Source organism: Oscillospiraceae bacterium (genome assembly GCA_035353335.1).
In the GTDB taxonomy this organism is placed as follows: domain Bacteria; phylum Bacillota; class Clostridia; order Oscillospirales; family JAKOTC01; genus DAOPZJ01.
In genome coordinates this window covers 1-12,756 of record DAOPZJ010000065.1, presented here as the reverse complement: position 1 = coordinate 12,756, position 12,756 = coordinate 1, and the positions used below count along the sequence as shown (strand labels likewise).

The 12,756-nt window shown below is 49.8% G+C and carries 14 protein-coding genes; 7 read left to right on the top strand and 7 right to left on the bottom strand.

The features are described from left to right. Positions 1 to 108 precede the first annotated feature (108 nt). A complete protein-coding gene (locus PKH29_11300; GenBank protein HNX15421.1) occupies positions 109 to 558 on the bottom strand; it encodes a GNAT family N-acetyltransferase in 450 nt (149 codons plus the stop codon). Between the two features lie 156 nt (positions 559 to 714). On the opposite strand from PKH29_11300, the gene PKH29_11295 reads away from it, so the two are divergent. Continuing rightward, positions 715 to 1,068, top strand: coding sequence for a hypothetical protein (locus PKH29_11295; GenBank protein ID HNX15420.1), 354 nt, complete (start codon positions 715 to 717; stop codon positions 1,066 to 1,068). A gap of 195 nt (positions 1,069 to 1,263) precedes the next feature. Here PKH29_11295 and PKH29_11290 read toward each other — a convergent pair whose 3' ends face one another. From PKH29_11290 to rpsU, 4 genes are all read right to left on the bottom strand, one after another. Next, complete coding sequence (locus tag PKH29_11290; protein ID HNX15419.1) at positions 1,264 to 2,331, bottom strand: Xaa-Pro peptidase family protein; 1,068 nt, start codon at positions 2,329 to 2,331, stop codon at positions 1,264 to 1,266. Beyond that, positions 2,328 to 3,188: a TIM barrel protein gene (locus PKH29_11285; GenBank protein ID HNX15418.1), complete on the bottom strand. Its 861-nt coding sequence runs from the start codon at positions 3,186 to 3,188 to the stop codon at positions 2,328 to 2,330. Before PKH29_11285 ends, PKH29_11290 begins: the two co-directional genes overlap by 4 nt. Beyond that, positions 3,189 to 3,683 (bottom strand): YqeG family HAD IIIA-type phosphatase, encoded by a 495-nt coding sequence (locus PKH29_11280; protein ID HNX15417.1) that lies wholly within the window; start codon positions 3,681 to 3,683, stop codon positions 3,189 to 3,191. It lies immediately after the preceding gene. Between the two features lie 89 nt (positions 3,684 to 3,772). Further along, positions 3,773 to 3,946: a 30S ribosomal protein S21 gene (gene rpsU, locus PKH29_11275; protein ID HNX15416.1), complete on the bottom strand. Its 174-nt coding sequence runs from the start codon at positions 3,944 to 3,946 to the stop codon at positions 3,773 to 3,775. Between the two features lie 259 nt (positions 3,947 to 4,205). Here rpsU and PKH29_11270 point away from each other — a divergent pair, with 259 nt between their 5' ends. Next, positions 4,206 to 5,570: an MATE family efflux transporter gene (locus tag PKH29_11270; GenBank protein ID HNX15415.1), complete on the top strand. Its 1,365-nt coding sequence runs from the start codon at positions 4,206 to 4,208 to the stop codon at positions 5,568 to 5,570. A gap of 315 nt (positions 5,571 to 5,885) precedes the next feature. On the opposite strand, the gene PKH29_11265 is transcribed toward PKH29_11270, so the two are convergent. Further along, positions 5,886 to 6,668 (bottom strand): DUF3298 domain-containing protein, encoded by a 783-nt coding sequence (locus PKH29_11265; GenBank protein ID HNX15414.1) that lies wholly within the window; start codon positions 6,666 to 6,668, stop codon positions 5,886 to 5,888. 338 nt (positions 6,669 to 7,006) lie between these two features. On the opposite strand from PKH29_11265, the gene PKH29_11260 reads away from it, so the two are divergent. Beyond that, positions 7,007 to 7,885: a 2-oxo acid dehydrogenase subunit E2 gene (locus tag PKH29_11260; GenBank protein ID HNX15413.1), complete on the top strand. Its 879-nt coding sequence runs from the start codon at positions 7,007 to 7,009 to the stop codon at positions 7,883 to 7,885. Beyond that, on the top strand, positions 7,875 to 9,605 hold the full coding sequence (locus tag PKH29_11255) for a class I adenylate-forming enzyme family protein (GenBank protein HNX15412.1): 1,731 nt from the start codon (positions 7,875 to 7,877) through the stop codon (positions 9,603 to 9,605). Before PKH29_11260 ends, PKH29_11255 begins: the two co-directional genes overlap by 11 nt. 77 nt (positions 9,606 to 9,682) lie before the next feature. Here the strand turns inward: PKH29_11255 and PKH29_11250 are convergent, their stop codons facing one another. After that, positions 9,683 to 10,426 carry a zinc ribbon domain-containing protein gene (locus tag PKH29_11250; GenBank protein ID HNX15411.1) on the bottom strand — a complete coding sequence of 248 codons (744 nt, stop codon included), beginning with the start codon at positions 10,424 to 10,426 and terminating at the stop codon, positions 9,683 to 9,685. A 270-nt stretch (positions 10,427 to 10,696) separates the two neighbouring features. Between PKH29_11250 and efp the strand changes: the two genes are divergently transcribed. From efp to PKH29_11235, 3 genes are all read left to right on the top strand, one after another. Next, positions 10,697 to 11,254, top strand: a complete 558-nt coding sequence (gene efp, locus PKH29_11245) for an elongation factor P (GenBank protein HNX15410.1) — start codon at positions 10,697 to 10,699, stop codon at positions 11,252 to 11,254. Between the two features lie 34 nt (positions 11,255 to 11,288). Next, positions 11,289 to 11,765, top strand: a complete 477-nt coding sequence (locus tag PKH29_11240; protein ID HNX15409.1) for a hypothetical protein — start codon at positions 11,289 to 11,291, stop codon at positions 11,763 to 11,765. 75 nt (positions 11,766 to 11,840) lie between these two features. Next, positions 11,841 to 12,671 (top strand): sugar phosphate isomerase/epimerase family protein, encoded by an 831-nt coding sequence (locus PKH29_11235; protein ID HNX15408.1) that lies wholly within the window; start codon positions 11,841 to 11,843, stop codon positions 12,669 to 12,671. Positions 12,672 to 12,756: the final 85 nt, after the last annotated feature.

The window sequence follows — 12,756 nt, the reverse complement described above, 5'->3', positions numbered from 1 at the left end:
CTTGACCTCGTTTACAGCTTACTACTCCTCGCTGTTCTAGTCAAGACCCTAAAATAAAACACAAGCAGGGCGGCTAATTTCCACCCTGTCTATGTTAAAAATGATAAATTACAGTTTCTTGGACATCGTGACGAAACCGTCTTCCTCAAAACCCTCTTTGGCATAGAGTTCTTTTGCAGCCAAATTCGTCGAGAGCACCTCGAGGGTCACAGAGACCGCTCTGCCCTTGAATTCGTGATCCAGCCAATTTAAAAAGCCGATGCCGAATCCGTGGTGGCGAAACAGCGGATCTATGTAGATTTCGTCGAGGATGATGACATTGCCGGATTCCTCATTGCACCAGTAAGTGGTGATCAACGCGTAACCGGCAATTGCGGCAAGTTCGGGCTCGACGATGAAATATCCGAAGATATTCTCGTGCCCCGAAATGACCTGATTGAAGGTCAGCAGGGCGCTGTCGCGGTCATAACCGCGCTTTGTTGCGCCGGAGTTGTAAAAATCCTCGCAGAGTTTACAGAAAGTTTCTCGGTCTTCGGGCGTAATTTCCCTGACGGTCATGATGAATGGCCTCGTTATTCAGATTGACGCCGCTCTGCACGGCGACATCAAAATTATAGTATGCCTTTTTATAAAAATCAACATGAATTTTTTACGATTTGACGAAGCCGGAGATTTGTGATAAAATGTTCGTGATAACCTTTCGGAGGGGAGTAAATGACTATAAAAAGAAATAAGAAATTTACCGCGATTCTTTGTTTCGCGATGGCAGCGATATTGATCCTCGGATTTTCCGGCTGCGCAGCGGTCGGAACCAAACAAACCGCAAAATTGAACGAACGCCTCATGGCGATGTTCACGCAGTTGGACACCGCAAAGGATTCAGCCGTGTTAAACGGAACCGCGACCGATGACTATATCCGTCAATATTACGATTTGAGGCAATCCTTGGTGAACCTTTCGCCGTATCTGCCGGAGGGCGGCGTCGAGATGGACAGAGATACTTATAAAGGATTTTTAGAAAAGATAGAAGCAGCCGAAGCGGCAGTCACGGCATTCGTTGAAAAATAGCTCCGCAAGACGCAAAAACGCCGACAAAGCCGGCGTTTTAATTTTGTTTGAATTGTAAAGCCAGAAGAATCCGGTCCGTATATAATCGATTATATAACCTGCACTCTGATATAATTGAGTTGCTTTTTAACCTAAGATCATGTCGTCAGGAAAGGCTTACTGTACAGAGTGCCGGGGGTGTTTCATCTGAAAAATTTATAAACAAATCAATTCTTTTGGAGAATTTGTGATGTTCTCACAGCCGGTTTCGGTCACAAAGATCACATCTTCGATGCGCACGCCGAATTTGCCTTCGAGATAGATGCCCGGTTCGACCGAGAGCACCATGCCGGGCTGCAATACTGTGTTGCAGGAAGGGGTGAAACGTGGGTTTTCGTGGATCATCACGCCGAGCCCGTGCCCGAGTCCATGCCCGAAACAGCCTTCGTATCCTGACTGATAGATATAGTCGCGGGCGATTTTATCGATGTCGCTGCATACTTTGCCCGGGGCAATCGCGGCGAGCGCGCGTTTTTGTGCTTCCAGCACGATCTCATAGATCTTTTTCATCTCATCGGAGGGTTCGCCGACGCAGACGGTGCGGGTCATATCGGAGCAGTAGCCGTTGTGTTTACAACCGATGTCCATGGTCAAAAAGGCGTTGTTTTGAATCGGGCTTTCATCCGGGACACCGTGAGGCATCGCCGACTTTTTGCCGCTGACTACAATCAGGTCGAATGAGACGCCCTCGGCACCGCGCTTTTTCATCTCGTCCTCGATTTTGGCGGCGAGTTCCTTTTCGGGCATGCCGACCTTGATCTGCGGCAGAATTGCGGCAAGCGCTTCGTCGGTGATCTGCTGGGCTTTGCGCATGGCCGCGAGTTCCTCTTCGTCCTTGATCATGACCGCGCTCTCGAAAAGATCGGCGAGGTCTCTTGAAAAATCGGGGTGGAATTTCGGCAGCGTCGTCTCATACTGGCGGGCTGTACGCACAGTTGTCTTATCGTCACGCAGAGCAACTTTTTTTGCGCTGATTCCATCCAGAAACTCAACCAGTTGATCGAACTGTTTATCGATCAGACAGACCTCAGCGCCGGTGACGGCTGTTTTGGCTGCTTCGATATAGCGAAAATCGGTGTAAAACACACTTTTTTCACGCCCGACGACAACGGTGCCTGCGCTTGAACGGAAGCCGGTCAGCCAGAAGCGGTCGTTTTCATCGGTGAAGATCGCCGCGTCGATACCCTCCGGCAGAAGTTTTGCAATCTTTTTCGTGTGGTTCATTTGTGTTCACACTTTTCTTTTAGTATTTTGAACATCGTGGCAGCGTCGCGGGTCTGGGTTCCCGCGGATTCGCAGACTATATAGGGTGTCATGTCCTTTTGTACAATTAATTCGGCCAGCGGTTCAAACTCCGGCCCGTAGGCGCTGTCGGAAAAGGTCAGATGGCGCTGTTCGCCTCCTGCGAGAGTGTATTCGATTTTAGAAAAATGGATGTGCATGCGCTTCAAACGGTCGCTGCCGAGAGAGTTTTCAATCGCCCTGAGGATTTTTAAATAATCGTCTTTCGTTTTGACGGAGCCGTTCGTCATCGCATTGACATGCCCGAAATCAATACAGGGCAGCAGCCTCTCATCGATCTTGCAAAGTTCGCAGATCTCTTCGACTGTGCCCAGTTGATTGACTTTTCCTAGGGTTTCGGGGCACATGACAACATCGCTCATTCCGGTTTCGTCGAGTGCTTTTTGAGCGCGGATTAACGTATCTTTTGCGAGTTCAACAGCATGGGCACGGGAGATTTTCGAAGCTGAACCCGCATGGACGACGATGCGTGTCCCACCTAATTTTTTAACTGCCTGTGCAGCCAACAAGATATAATAGACGCTCTTAAGACGCTTTTCCTCGATGATTCCGGAAAGAGAAATATAATAAGGCGCGTGGAGGGAGATCTCCATCCCGATTGCGGCGGTCTTTTCATGTAATACTTCGGCGGCGTTTTCGGCGAGGTTGACACCCCGCCCGCATTGGTATTCGAAGGCGTTCAGACCGAAATCCGAGATGAATTCAGGCAGAAAAAGGTTGGATTTATATTTGGCCGCGAATTCGTCACAGCCGCCTGCCGGGCCGATTCTCAACTGCATCTATCTTCTGTTCCTTCCCGCTTTTGTCAGGCGTTCGAGCCGGCGTTTAAACCGGACAAACCGTCCGAGGTCGGGACCGAGCGGATTTACGAGAAATACCGTCATTCCGGCGTTTTTTCCGGCCCAGACGTCGGTGAAAATCTGGTCGCCGATAACAGCGCCTTCGCTTGTCGGTTTACCGATAATTTTGGAAGCTCTGATAAGCCCGCCGCACTTCGGCTTTTTGGATTCCGGTATGCAGATCAGACCCGTTTTTTGCGCAAACCGTTCGACGCGTGCGGGTTTATTATTCGAAATGACTGTCAGCATAATTCCCGCAGTCTGAAGCTCGGCCAGCTTTTCTGCAATCGCCCCGGGGATCTCATCGCGACAATCATACGTGATGGTGTTGTCGAGGTCAAGCGCAAGCCAGGTGATTTTATACGCACGCAGCATCTCAACGGTGATATCGCAGAGTCCTGTTAACATCCGGTCCGGTGTGAATATTCTTCTCATGTTTTCCTTTACATGCAAAAAGCGGGCTGAAAGCCCGCTCTGATTTGCACAGATCTTATCGACTGTTCGTTTGCGCTCAGGGAAAGGCCTCAATAAAACTTGCGCTTACGGGCTGCTTCCGCTTTCTTCTTGCGCTTCACGGACGGCTTCTCATAATGTTCCCTCTTGCGGACCTCGGCCAGGACGCCGTCTCTGGCGCACTGCCGCTTGAACTTTTTCAAAGCGTTATCGATTGACTCGTTTTTGACATGAACTTCGGCCATTGTTATCCCTCCCTTTGCTTTATAAGCAGGGGTTATGGCGAAAGTATATCATAGCCCGTCGGCTTTGTCAACCCGCCCGTGTCAAATTTTTGTTGACTTTGGCGGTTGTGATGTTATACTGATGCTTGCTGAATAAACCGCTGTGCACGGCGGTTTTCCGTTCCCTGTCGGTTCCGTTTAAAATGGAATATCGTCTCAAAATTTGTTTTAATGCGGTACCGAATTATAAGGAGCAATGCATTTTGGAGGTCTCTCACCGATGCACCTGGTCAAATCAAAAAGTTTCTACCGGAACATGCTGTTGATCGCGGTTCCGATCGCTTTACAAAATCTCATTTCCTTTGCGACCGGAATGATGGATACCATCATGTTGGGGTTAGCGAAAAACGGAGAAACGATGCTGTCGGCGGCGGCACTCGGCGGTCAGCCGATGTTCATTTTATACGTCTTCGGATTCGGGATGTCCGGTGGTGCAACGGTCCTGGTCGCCCAGTACTGGGGCAAACGGAACATGGAATCGATTCGACGGATTTTTGCGATGATGATTAAATTTGCGGCAGGGATCTCATTTGTTTCCGCAGCGTTGTCTCTGTCGATCCCGCGACAAATCATGCGGCTTTATTCCGATAACCCCGAGATTGTCGAAATGGGTTCGCAGTATCTCTTTATCATGGGATTTGCGTGCATTACATACGGGATCAGCACGATGTTAATCTGTCTCTTCCGGGCGGTGGAGACGGTCAAGGTCTCGGTCGGAATCAATCTTATCTCATTTGCGTTGAATGTATTTTTGAATTGGGTGTTGATTTTCGGCAATCTCGGTGCGCCCGCACTCGGTGTGCGCGGTGCCGCGATCGCCACCGTGATCGCCCGGCTTTCGGAGTTTTTAGTGATTGTGCTCTACCTGTTCTTTTTTGATAAAAAGCTCGGATTCAAACTGAGGGACTTGGGGTTGTTCGATAAGCAGCTTGCAAAGGATCTGGTCCATTACGGCACGCCGGTGCTGCTCAATGAGGGTCTTTGGGCGATCGGCATCTCGGTGCAGGCCTCAATTATGGGGCATATCGATTACGCGAAGGGCGACCCGGTCGCGGCCAACTCAATCGCAAGTATGCTGCAGCAGCTTGCCTGCCTTGTGATCTTCGGCATCGCCAACGCCGCCGCAGTCATCACCGGCCGCACGATCGGAGAGGACGATCACAAAAAGGCGCGAGAACAAGCGACGACCTTCCGATTGATTTCCTATGGAATCGGCGCGGCGTCATTTGCGCTGATCTTTTTCATCCGCGATCCTGCCGTCGGATTTTACAACATTGACGAAGCGACAAAAGTGCTTGCCCGGCAGATGATCACAGTGATTTCGGTTATCACTTTTTTTGTCTCGATTGTCGGTATCTGCCTTGTCGGTATTTTACGCGGCGGCGGTGATACGCGGTTTTGCATGTTTCTGGAGATCGGATCGCTTTGGTTTCTCAGCGTGCCGCTAGGATATCTAGCTGCGGCGGTTTTACGGCTGCCGGTGCCGTTTGTGCTTGCGGCGATGAAATTGGACGAACCGACCAAGGCAGCTGCCTGCATTTTCCGGGTCAGGGGTGGGAAATGGCTCAGAAGCGTCACCCGATAAAACCCGGATTTTGTTTAAAACTGATTTAGATTTCGTCAAAAGAACGACGGCATACAATATTCGGGTGCCCGCGGCAAAAAAATTCACAGATTTTCGCCGCTTCTTGATCAAGACACACGGCGATAATTTTTGTATCGGAACCGCGAGCCGTTCGAATTGTTTTTCGCAGCAGGAATTCCGCATTATCGCCTGTGAGAAGGAGTTCGATCTCCCGGTCTTCCGGAGGGTTTCTTACATTTTGAAGTAAAACAGCGTTGATTATACAGAAGATTCCGATAACCGAGAGAGCAAGAACCACCCATAAATCAAACGTACTCATCGGTTAAGCGGGGGCATGTTCAACGGATTTACACCTTTGTCACAGCATTCCCGATCATCGCCGCGGTCATTCGGGAGCCTTAAAAAGCGGTCGCGGATGCAAAAGCGCAGTTTGGACAGCGGAATCTTGAATTCGATGACGCCGGAACTGTGAGGCGCAATCGTGACCGGCTCGTAGAATAATACGAATTCGCTGCAGGTCAGATAGAAGTTTTTCCAATCGAGGTATTTTTTCAGCAGCACGGGATAGTCCGGAAACAACCCGAGTTCCTCCGCATTGTCCTGGGCCTGTGCAAGCACTTTGTCAAAAATCACCTGTTTATAGCGGCAGGCGGGTTTGAAAAAGTCCTCAGGCGTGATCATGGTTCCGCTTTCGGTCAGCCAGGTCTGTGCAACCCGCACCGTTGTCGGGTTGGCGCCGCCCTCATAGGTCAGCGTATCGACCGTTGCCGAGAATAAATCCCGTGCGGCCAACTGTGCTTCATAAGTCACGAGAAATTCGTGCATATTGAAAGGACGTTTGTCTTTGACGGAATCCAGATAGTCTTCGACTGCGGCGGGATAGAGCACCAGCCGTGCATAATTTCGGTCGGCAGAGGCAAAATTCTGGTACCAGGCGTTGATCTTTATGTAGTTGATTGCGGCACCGGTTGTGCGCAGTTTGGGCAGGGTGATTTTGCTGCGCAGTACGGGCGTCTCTTCGTAATTTAATATGTCGCCTGTCGTCTCACCGATCACCTCATAGCCCACACATCCGCATTTGAGCAAGGTCTCGTTCATAAAAGCATCGCGCTCCTTTTAGAATTTGGGTTGCATTCCTATTTTACGCCGCTGCCTCCCGATTGGTGCGAACATGATCGGGCACGCCTAAGATTGCGGTGAAAAATGTAAAGTTAAAGTATAAAATTTCGGTTTTTTGCTTTTCAAAACGGGATTAAAATGACGGATGAACACAGTTCGCCGCTGCACATTAACTACCGATTGTAACGGATTTTTCTTTTAAATTTTAACGATACATTTTTCACTTGCAAAAGTTTCGATTGTTGCATTCAAAAAAACTGTGTAGTATAATGAACCCAATACTTTGATTGGGCGGATACTGAAAGGAGTCATGTGTAATGGCGGAAGCAAAAAAACGTTGGTTCGATCGGCGCGACGGAAAACGTATCAAAGATTTGGACGGCGTGCATTACATGATGCCTTATCTGATGCCGAAACGCTGCGATTCCGAAGTGTACATACAAGAAAAGATAGACGTCACAGAGGTAATCAAGTTCGTTGCATCCAAAAATGGACCTGATGCGCCGTATAAGACAACGGCATTTCATGTGTTTGCCGCGGCTGTTGCCAAAATTGTCATCCACCGTCCGATTTTAAACCGATTTATCGTAAATAAGCATATATATGAGCGCGAAAAGGTGTCGCTTTCATTTATGGCGAAGCGCACGTTTTCCGACCACTCCGAAGAAGTTTTGGTCAAGGCCATCGCAGACGGTGATACCGTTTTGTCCGATATCAGCAAACGGGTCGTCGGCGACGTCACAAAACTGCGCAAGGGCGGCACAAATGACATTGATGAGGCCCTCAACTTTTTTAAAAAAATGCCGCGCTTCCTCATGTCTTTTATCATGATGATTTTCAGGTTGCTGGATAAATACGACTGGATGCCTAACTCCCTCAAAGACGGAGACACTAATTACTCAAGTGTATTGCTTTCCAATCTCGGCAGCATCAAATGCGGTGCGCCTTATCATCATCTCAACGAATACGGAACCAACTCCATTGTGGCAACCATCGGTGTCATCCACAAAGAACCCGTCTACGCCGACGACGGCAGCTTCGAAATTCGCGACGTCGTGGATTTCGGCATCACTTTGGACGAACGCATTGCCGACGGCTTCTATTTCGCCAAATCGGTGAAGCTTCTCAAATACATACTCGCCCATCCCGAAATGTTGGATAAGCCTTTCAAGGAGGAAGTTGATTATGACGTTTGACGCACCGAATATTCCCGCCCCGTGGCTGTCATCATACGGCAATGTTCCCGCGCATCTGGATTACCCGGATATCTCGATGTTTGATTTTCTCGAGAGAACCGCCAAAAAATATCCCGATTATTATGCCTATGACTTCATGGGCACAAAAGTGACTTTCAAAAAATTCATCGCCGATATCCTCGACTGCGCCAAGGCCTTCAGGGCCTTGGGCATCAAGGAGGGAGACCGCGTGACCATCTGCATGCCGAATACCCCGCAGGCCGTCACGGCGTTTTATGCTTTGAACGTCATCGGCGCGCTCTCCAACATGATCCATCCGCTCTCGGCGGAGGGCGAGATCGTGTTCTTTCTCAACTTCTCCAAGAGCGTTGCGGTCTTGACTCTGAATGCGTTTTATAACAAGATCGCAAATATAAGGCCCCGATTAATGACCTTGAAACACGTCATCATCGCGACTATTCAAGAGGAATTGAACCCGATTCTGAAAGTCGGTTTTATGCTGACAAAGGGCCGCAAGATTCCGCCGATTCCCGCCGACGCGGACATTATTTGGTATAGGGATTTTATGGCTTCGGGCAGAAAATACACCGGGAACTGCCGCGTGACCAAAAAGGGCATGGATCCGGCGGTCATCTTGTACAGCGGAGGCACGACCGGTACGACCAAAGGAATCCTGCTTTCCAACCTCTGCTTTAACGCCCTGTCGATGCAGACCTTTGCGGCGGGCGACTGCATTGATCCGGGCAGTTCCATGCTCTCCGTGATGCCGGTGTTTCACGGTTTCGGCCTCGGCGTCTGTATTCATACCGCGCTCACGAACGGCTGCAAATGTATTCTGGTACCGCAGTTCAATGCCGAGTCTTATGCGCAGCTGCTGAAAAAACAAAAACCCAACGTCATTGCGGGCGTCCCGACGCTGTTCGAAGCGTTGCTGCGCAACAAAAATATGGACGGCGTCGACCTTTCCTGCCTGAAAGGTATTTTCTCGGGCGGAGATTCGCTGTCGATTGAACTGAAAAAGAAAGTCGACAAGTTTTTACGGGAACACGGCTCCAAGGAGCAGGTGCGCGAGGGCTACGGCCTGACCGAGTGCGTCACCGCCAGCTGTCTGACGCCGCGCGGCTTCTTCAAAGAGGGCAGCATCGGCGTGCCGTTTCCGGATACCTATTATAAAATCGTGAAGCCCGGCACCAAGGTGACCGCGGCTTACGGCGAAGAGGGCGAGATCTGCATCAGCGGCCCGTCGGTTATGATCGAATACCTCGACAACCCCGCCGAAACCGCCGACTGCCTTCAGATTCATGAAGACGGCCGGAAATGGCTGCACACCGGTGACCTCGGTGTGATGGACGCGGAGGGCTTCGTCTATTATCGCCAGCGGCTGAAGAGAATGATCGTCTCCTCGGGCTATTCGATTTATCCGTCGCAGCTTGAGAACATCATCGACGGGCATGAATATGTCCTGATGTCGACTGTCATCGGCGTACCCGATCCGTATAAAGTTCAGAAAGTCAAGGCGTTCATCGTCCTGAAACCGGGTTACGAGCCGACCGACGAGGTCAAATCCGAAATCTATAATCATTGTGTAAAAAACATCGCGAAATACGCGCTGCCGTATGAGATTGAATACCGTAAATCTCTGCCTCAGACCCTTGTCGGCAAGGTAGCCTATACGGTGCTCGAAAAGGAAGAAGCCGAAAAACTGGCCGCCGCGCACTGAAGAAATAAAACTTTTAAAGTAAAAAGTGAAACGCAGCGGGCATATCGTCCGCTGCGTTTTCGTAATTGGTTTATCTGTTATGTCTCTTTTTTTATCTCGGACGCGGTAATGGAAAAAAAGATGCCGACAGGGAAGAAAAGGCTGTTGATCACCCGGAGAAGAAGGCGGACGAAAGTGAGAAATTCCACCGCCGGTGCAGCATTCATCCACGAAAACAAAATGCGGATATTCATATAAGTACCGGCGATCAAGACAAAACCGAGCAGCAGCCCGAGGAAGATCAAAGCTGGAGTTCTTTTGATCACCTTGAAAGCGTACAAGACCGCGCAAAGAGCCGCTAACAGGGGGAGTACCCCAATCAGCAGATTGTAATAGGCGAGGAGCAAATCGTACTGACGCAGTAACTGTAAAAAGGAATAAATCGCGAAGGGCAGCCCGAACAACGCTCCGGCGGCCCAGACTAACATCGGGTTCTTAAGGTCTCTGCCTGAGGCGCGCATGATAAATAACAGAATCGAAACAACCAACAGGGTGAGCGCTTCAAGCAGCGCCAACGCGTTGCTGGGCGTTTTGTAATACGATAAAGATGCGCCGTTGACGAGCGGATCAAATAAAACATACCCCAACAATCCGGCTGCGCCGATCAGTGTAAGAATCGCCGCCCACAGGGACAAAGGGTTTTTGGGCAATACCGCAGATCCCTTTTTTACGGGAAAAACGGCTTCTTGAACGGGCGCGGTTAATAAGGTTTTACCGCAGACGGGGCAGAACGCCGCCCTGACGGAGAGTTCCGCTCCGCATTTTTCGCAGGTCTTTGACATATGAATCACCTCTTATTAAGAATACCACATATTACCATTCCGGTCAAGCATTATAGAACATTGTAACTTTAAAAAGGAAAAGAGTTATATTGAAACTCATTAAAACCGAGAGGGTTTTACAAAAATACCATCAGCGGGGCTTGTCAAACGGTGATTTTTGGTATAAAATAAAGGCGTATATTTTTGCCAAGGCAAAATGTGATTTTTTTGCCGGGGTAAAACGTGTAATCTTTTACCTTTGGCATAAAACGAAATTCGGAGGGTCAATATATGATCAGTGCAGGCGACTTCAGAAACGGTGTCACATTTGAAATGGACAATAACGTCTTTCAGGTTATCGAATTCCAGCACGTCAAACCCGGCAAGGGCGCGGCGTTTGTGCGCACAAAATACCGCAATGTCATCACCGGCGGCGTGGTTGAGCGCTCTTTCAACCCGACGGAAAAATTCCCGACAGCCTATGTCGAACGCAGACAGATGCAATATCTCTACGGCGACGACGATCTTTATTACATGATGGACAAAGAGACCTTTGAACAGGTCCCGATCAATAAAGGTGTTGTCGGAAACTCTTTTGATTTTATCAAAGAGAATATGGATGTCACGGTTCTGTCCTATAAGGGCAGCGTCTTCGGCATCGAGCCGCCGACATTCGTCGAACTTCTCATCACCAAGTGCGAGCCGGGCGTGCGCGGCGATACTGCCACCAGCGCGACAAAACCCGCCACGCTTGAGACCGGCGCCACCATCCGCGTGCCGCTGTTCGTCAACGAAGGCGAGACCATCCGTGTGGACACCCGCACGGGCGAATATATGTCGAGAGTATAAATCATCGACCGATCAAAACGGAGGTAATCACAAAATGAATCTGACTGAAAAAGCTGCGTATATCAAGGGCTTAATCGAGGGCATGGGCATCAAAGCCGATACCAACGAGGGCAAAATCTACGCTGCGATCTGCGATCTGCTCGCTGAGATGGCGCTTGAAGTCGAAGACCTGTCCAACAGCGTCGAGGAGATAGACGAGAACATCGGGGAACTCGATGATGCGATCGGTGCGCTCGATGAAGACCTCGATGACCTTGAGAGCGTTGTCTATGAAGACGAAGATGATGAGGACGATGAAGAAGCCGACGACGACCTTTACAAAGTGACCTGCCCGAAATGCGGCGACGAGGTCTACCTCGACGAAGACACCATTATGGAAGGCAAGATCGATTGCCCCAACTGCGGCGAACCGCTAGAATTTGACGTCTGCGACTGCGGTTGTGACCATTGCGGCGACGACTGCGATTGCGACGGATGCAGTGACGAAGAAGACGAGGAAACTAAAAAGTAAAATCCGAATTCCGATTTTTACAGACGGGCAGGGCTGCCGCTCTGCCTGTTTCACTTTCAAGGAAGGTAATCATCATTGAATATCCCTGTCTATTGTTCCACCGGTACGTTTTTAGGTCGTTATAACGGCCGCGACTGGCGGATTTTATCTGAATTGGCGGCGCAAATCGACGCCGATGGCTTTGAGCTGATGGTCTTTTCCAACTGGTACGGTGAATTGGATGAACTCGCGCGTACCTTGAAAAAAAGCGGATTGTACTTCGGCAGCTTGCATACCGAAAAGGGTATCGGAAGCGATCTATCGGAAGAAGACCCTGAAAAACGGAAAGATGCGCTCATTCGGTTAGAACAAAACTGCGCGCTGGCCGAAAAACTCGGCATACAAATTGCGGTGCTTCATCTTTGGGGCGCACCGAATTCGGACTTATATATAGGGCGGAATATTGAGTTGTTCGCGGAATGCAAGAAGATTGCCGAACAATACGGCGTGACGCTGGCTGTAGAAAATATCGTCTGCGCCGAAGGCGATCCGCTGGATGTCTGGCGCGAACTTGTCCGGGTATATCCCGATATCCGATTGACTTTCGATTCGCGCATGTGCGCTTTTCACAAGGAATTTGACGCATCATATGTGCTTCCCTATTGGGAAGACGGCCATATCGCCCATGTCCATTTCGCCGATTTTTCGGGCGGGTTCAAGGAATTCGACGCAATCCGAAAGATTTTACATCCGGGGGAAGGTGAAGTCGATGTTTCGAGGCTGGCAATGCAGCTGAAGTCCAAGAGATATTGCGGCGCGGTTACGATGGAATCACCGGGGCTGCGGCAGGACGGCACGGTGGATTTTTTAAAATTGAATAACAGTTTGAGAACGTTGAAAACTGCGTTTAATCAAATTCAAAACTAAGAATTCGGATTTTGCCGCCCGGCGAACTCACACGCAAGTGAGTCTCTGCAATCAAACACCGGGGTCGGAAACACGCGTTATGAGG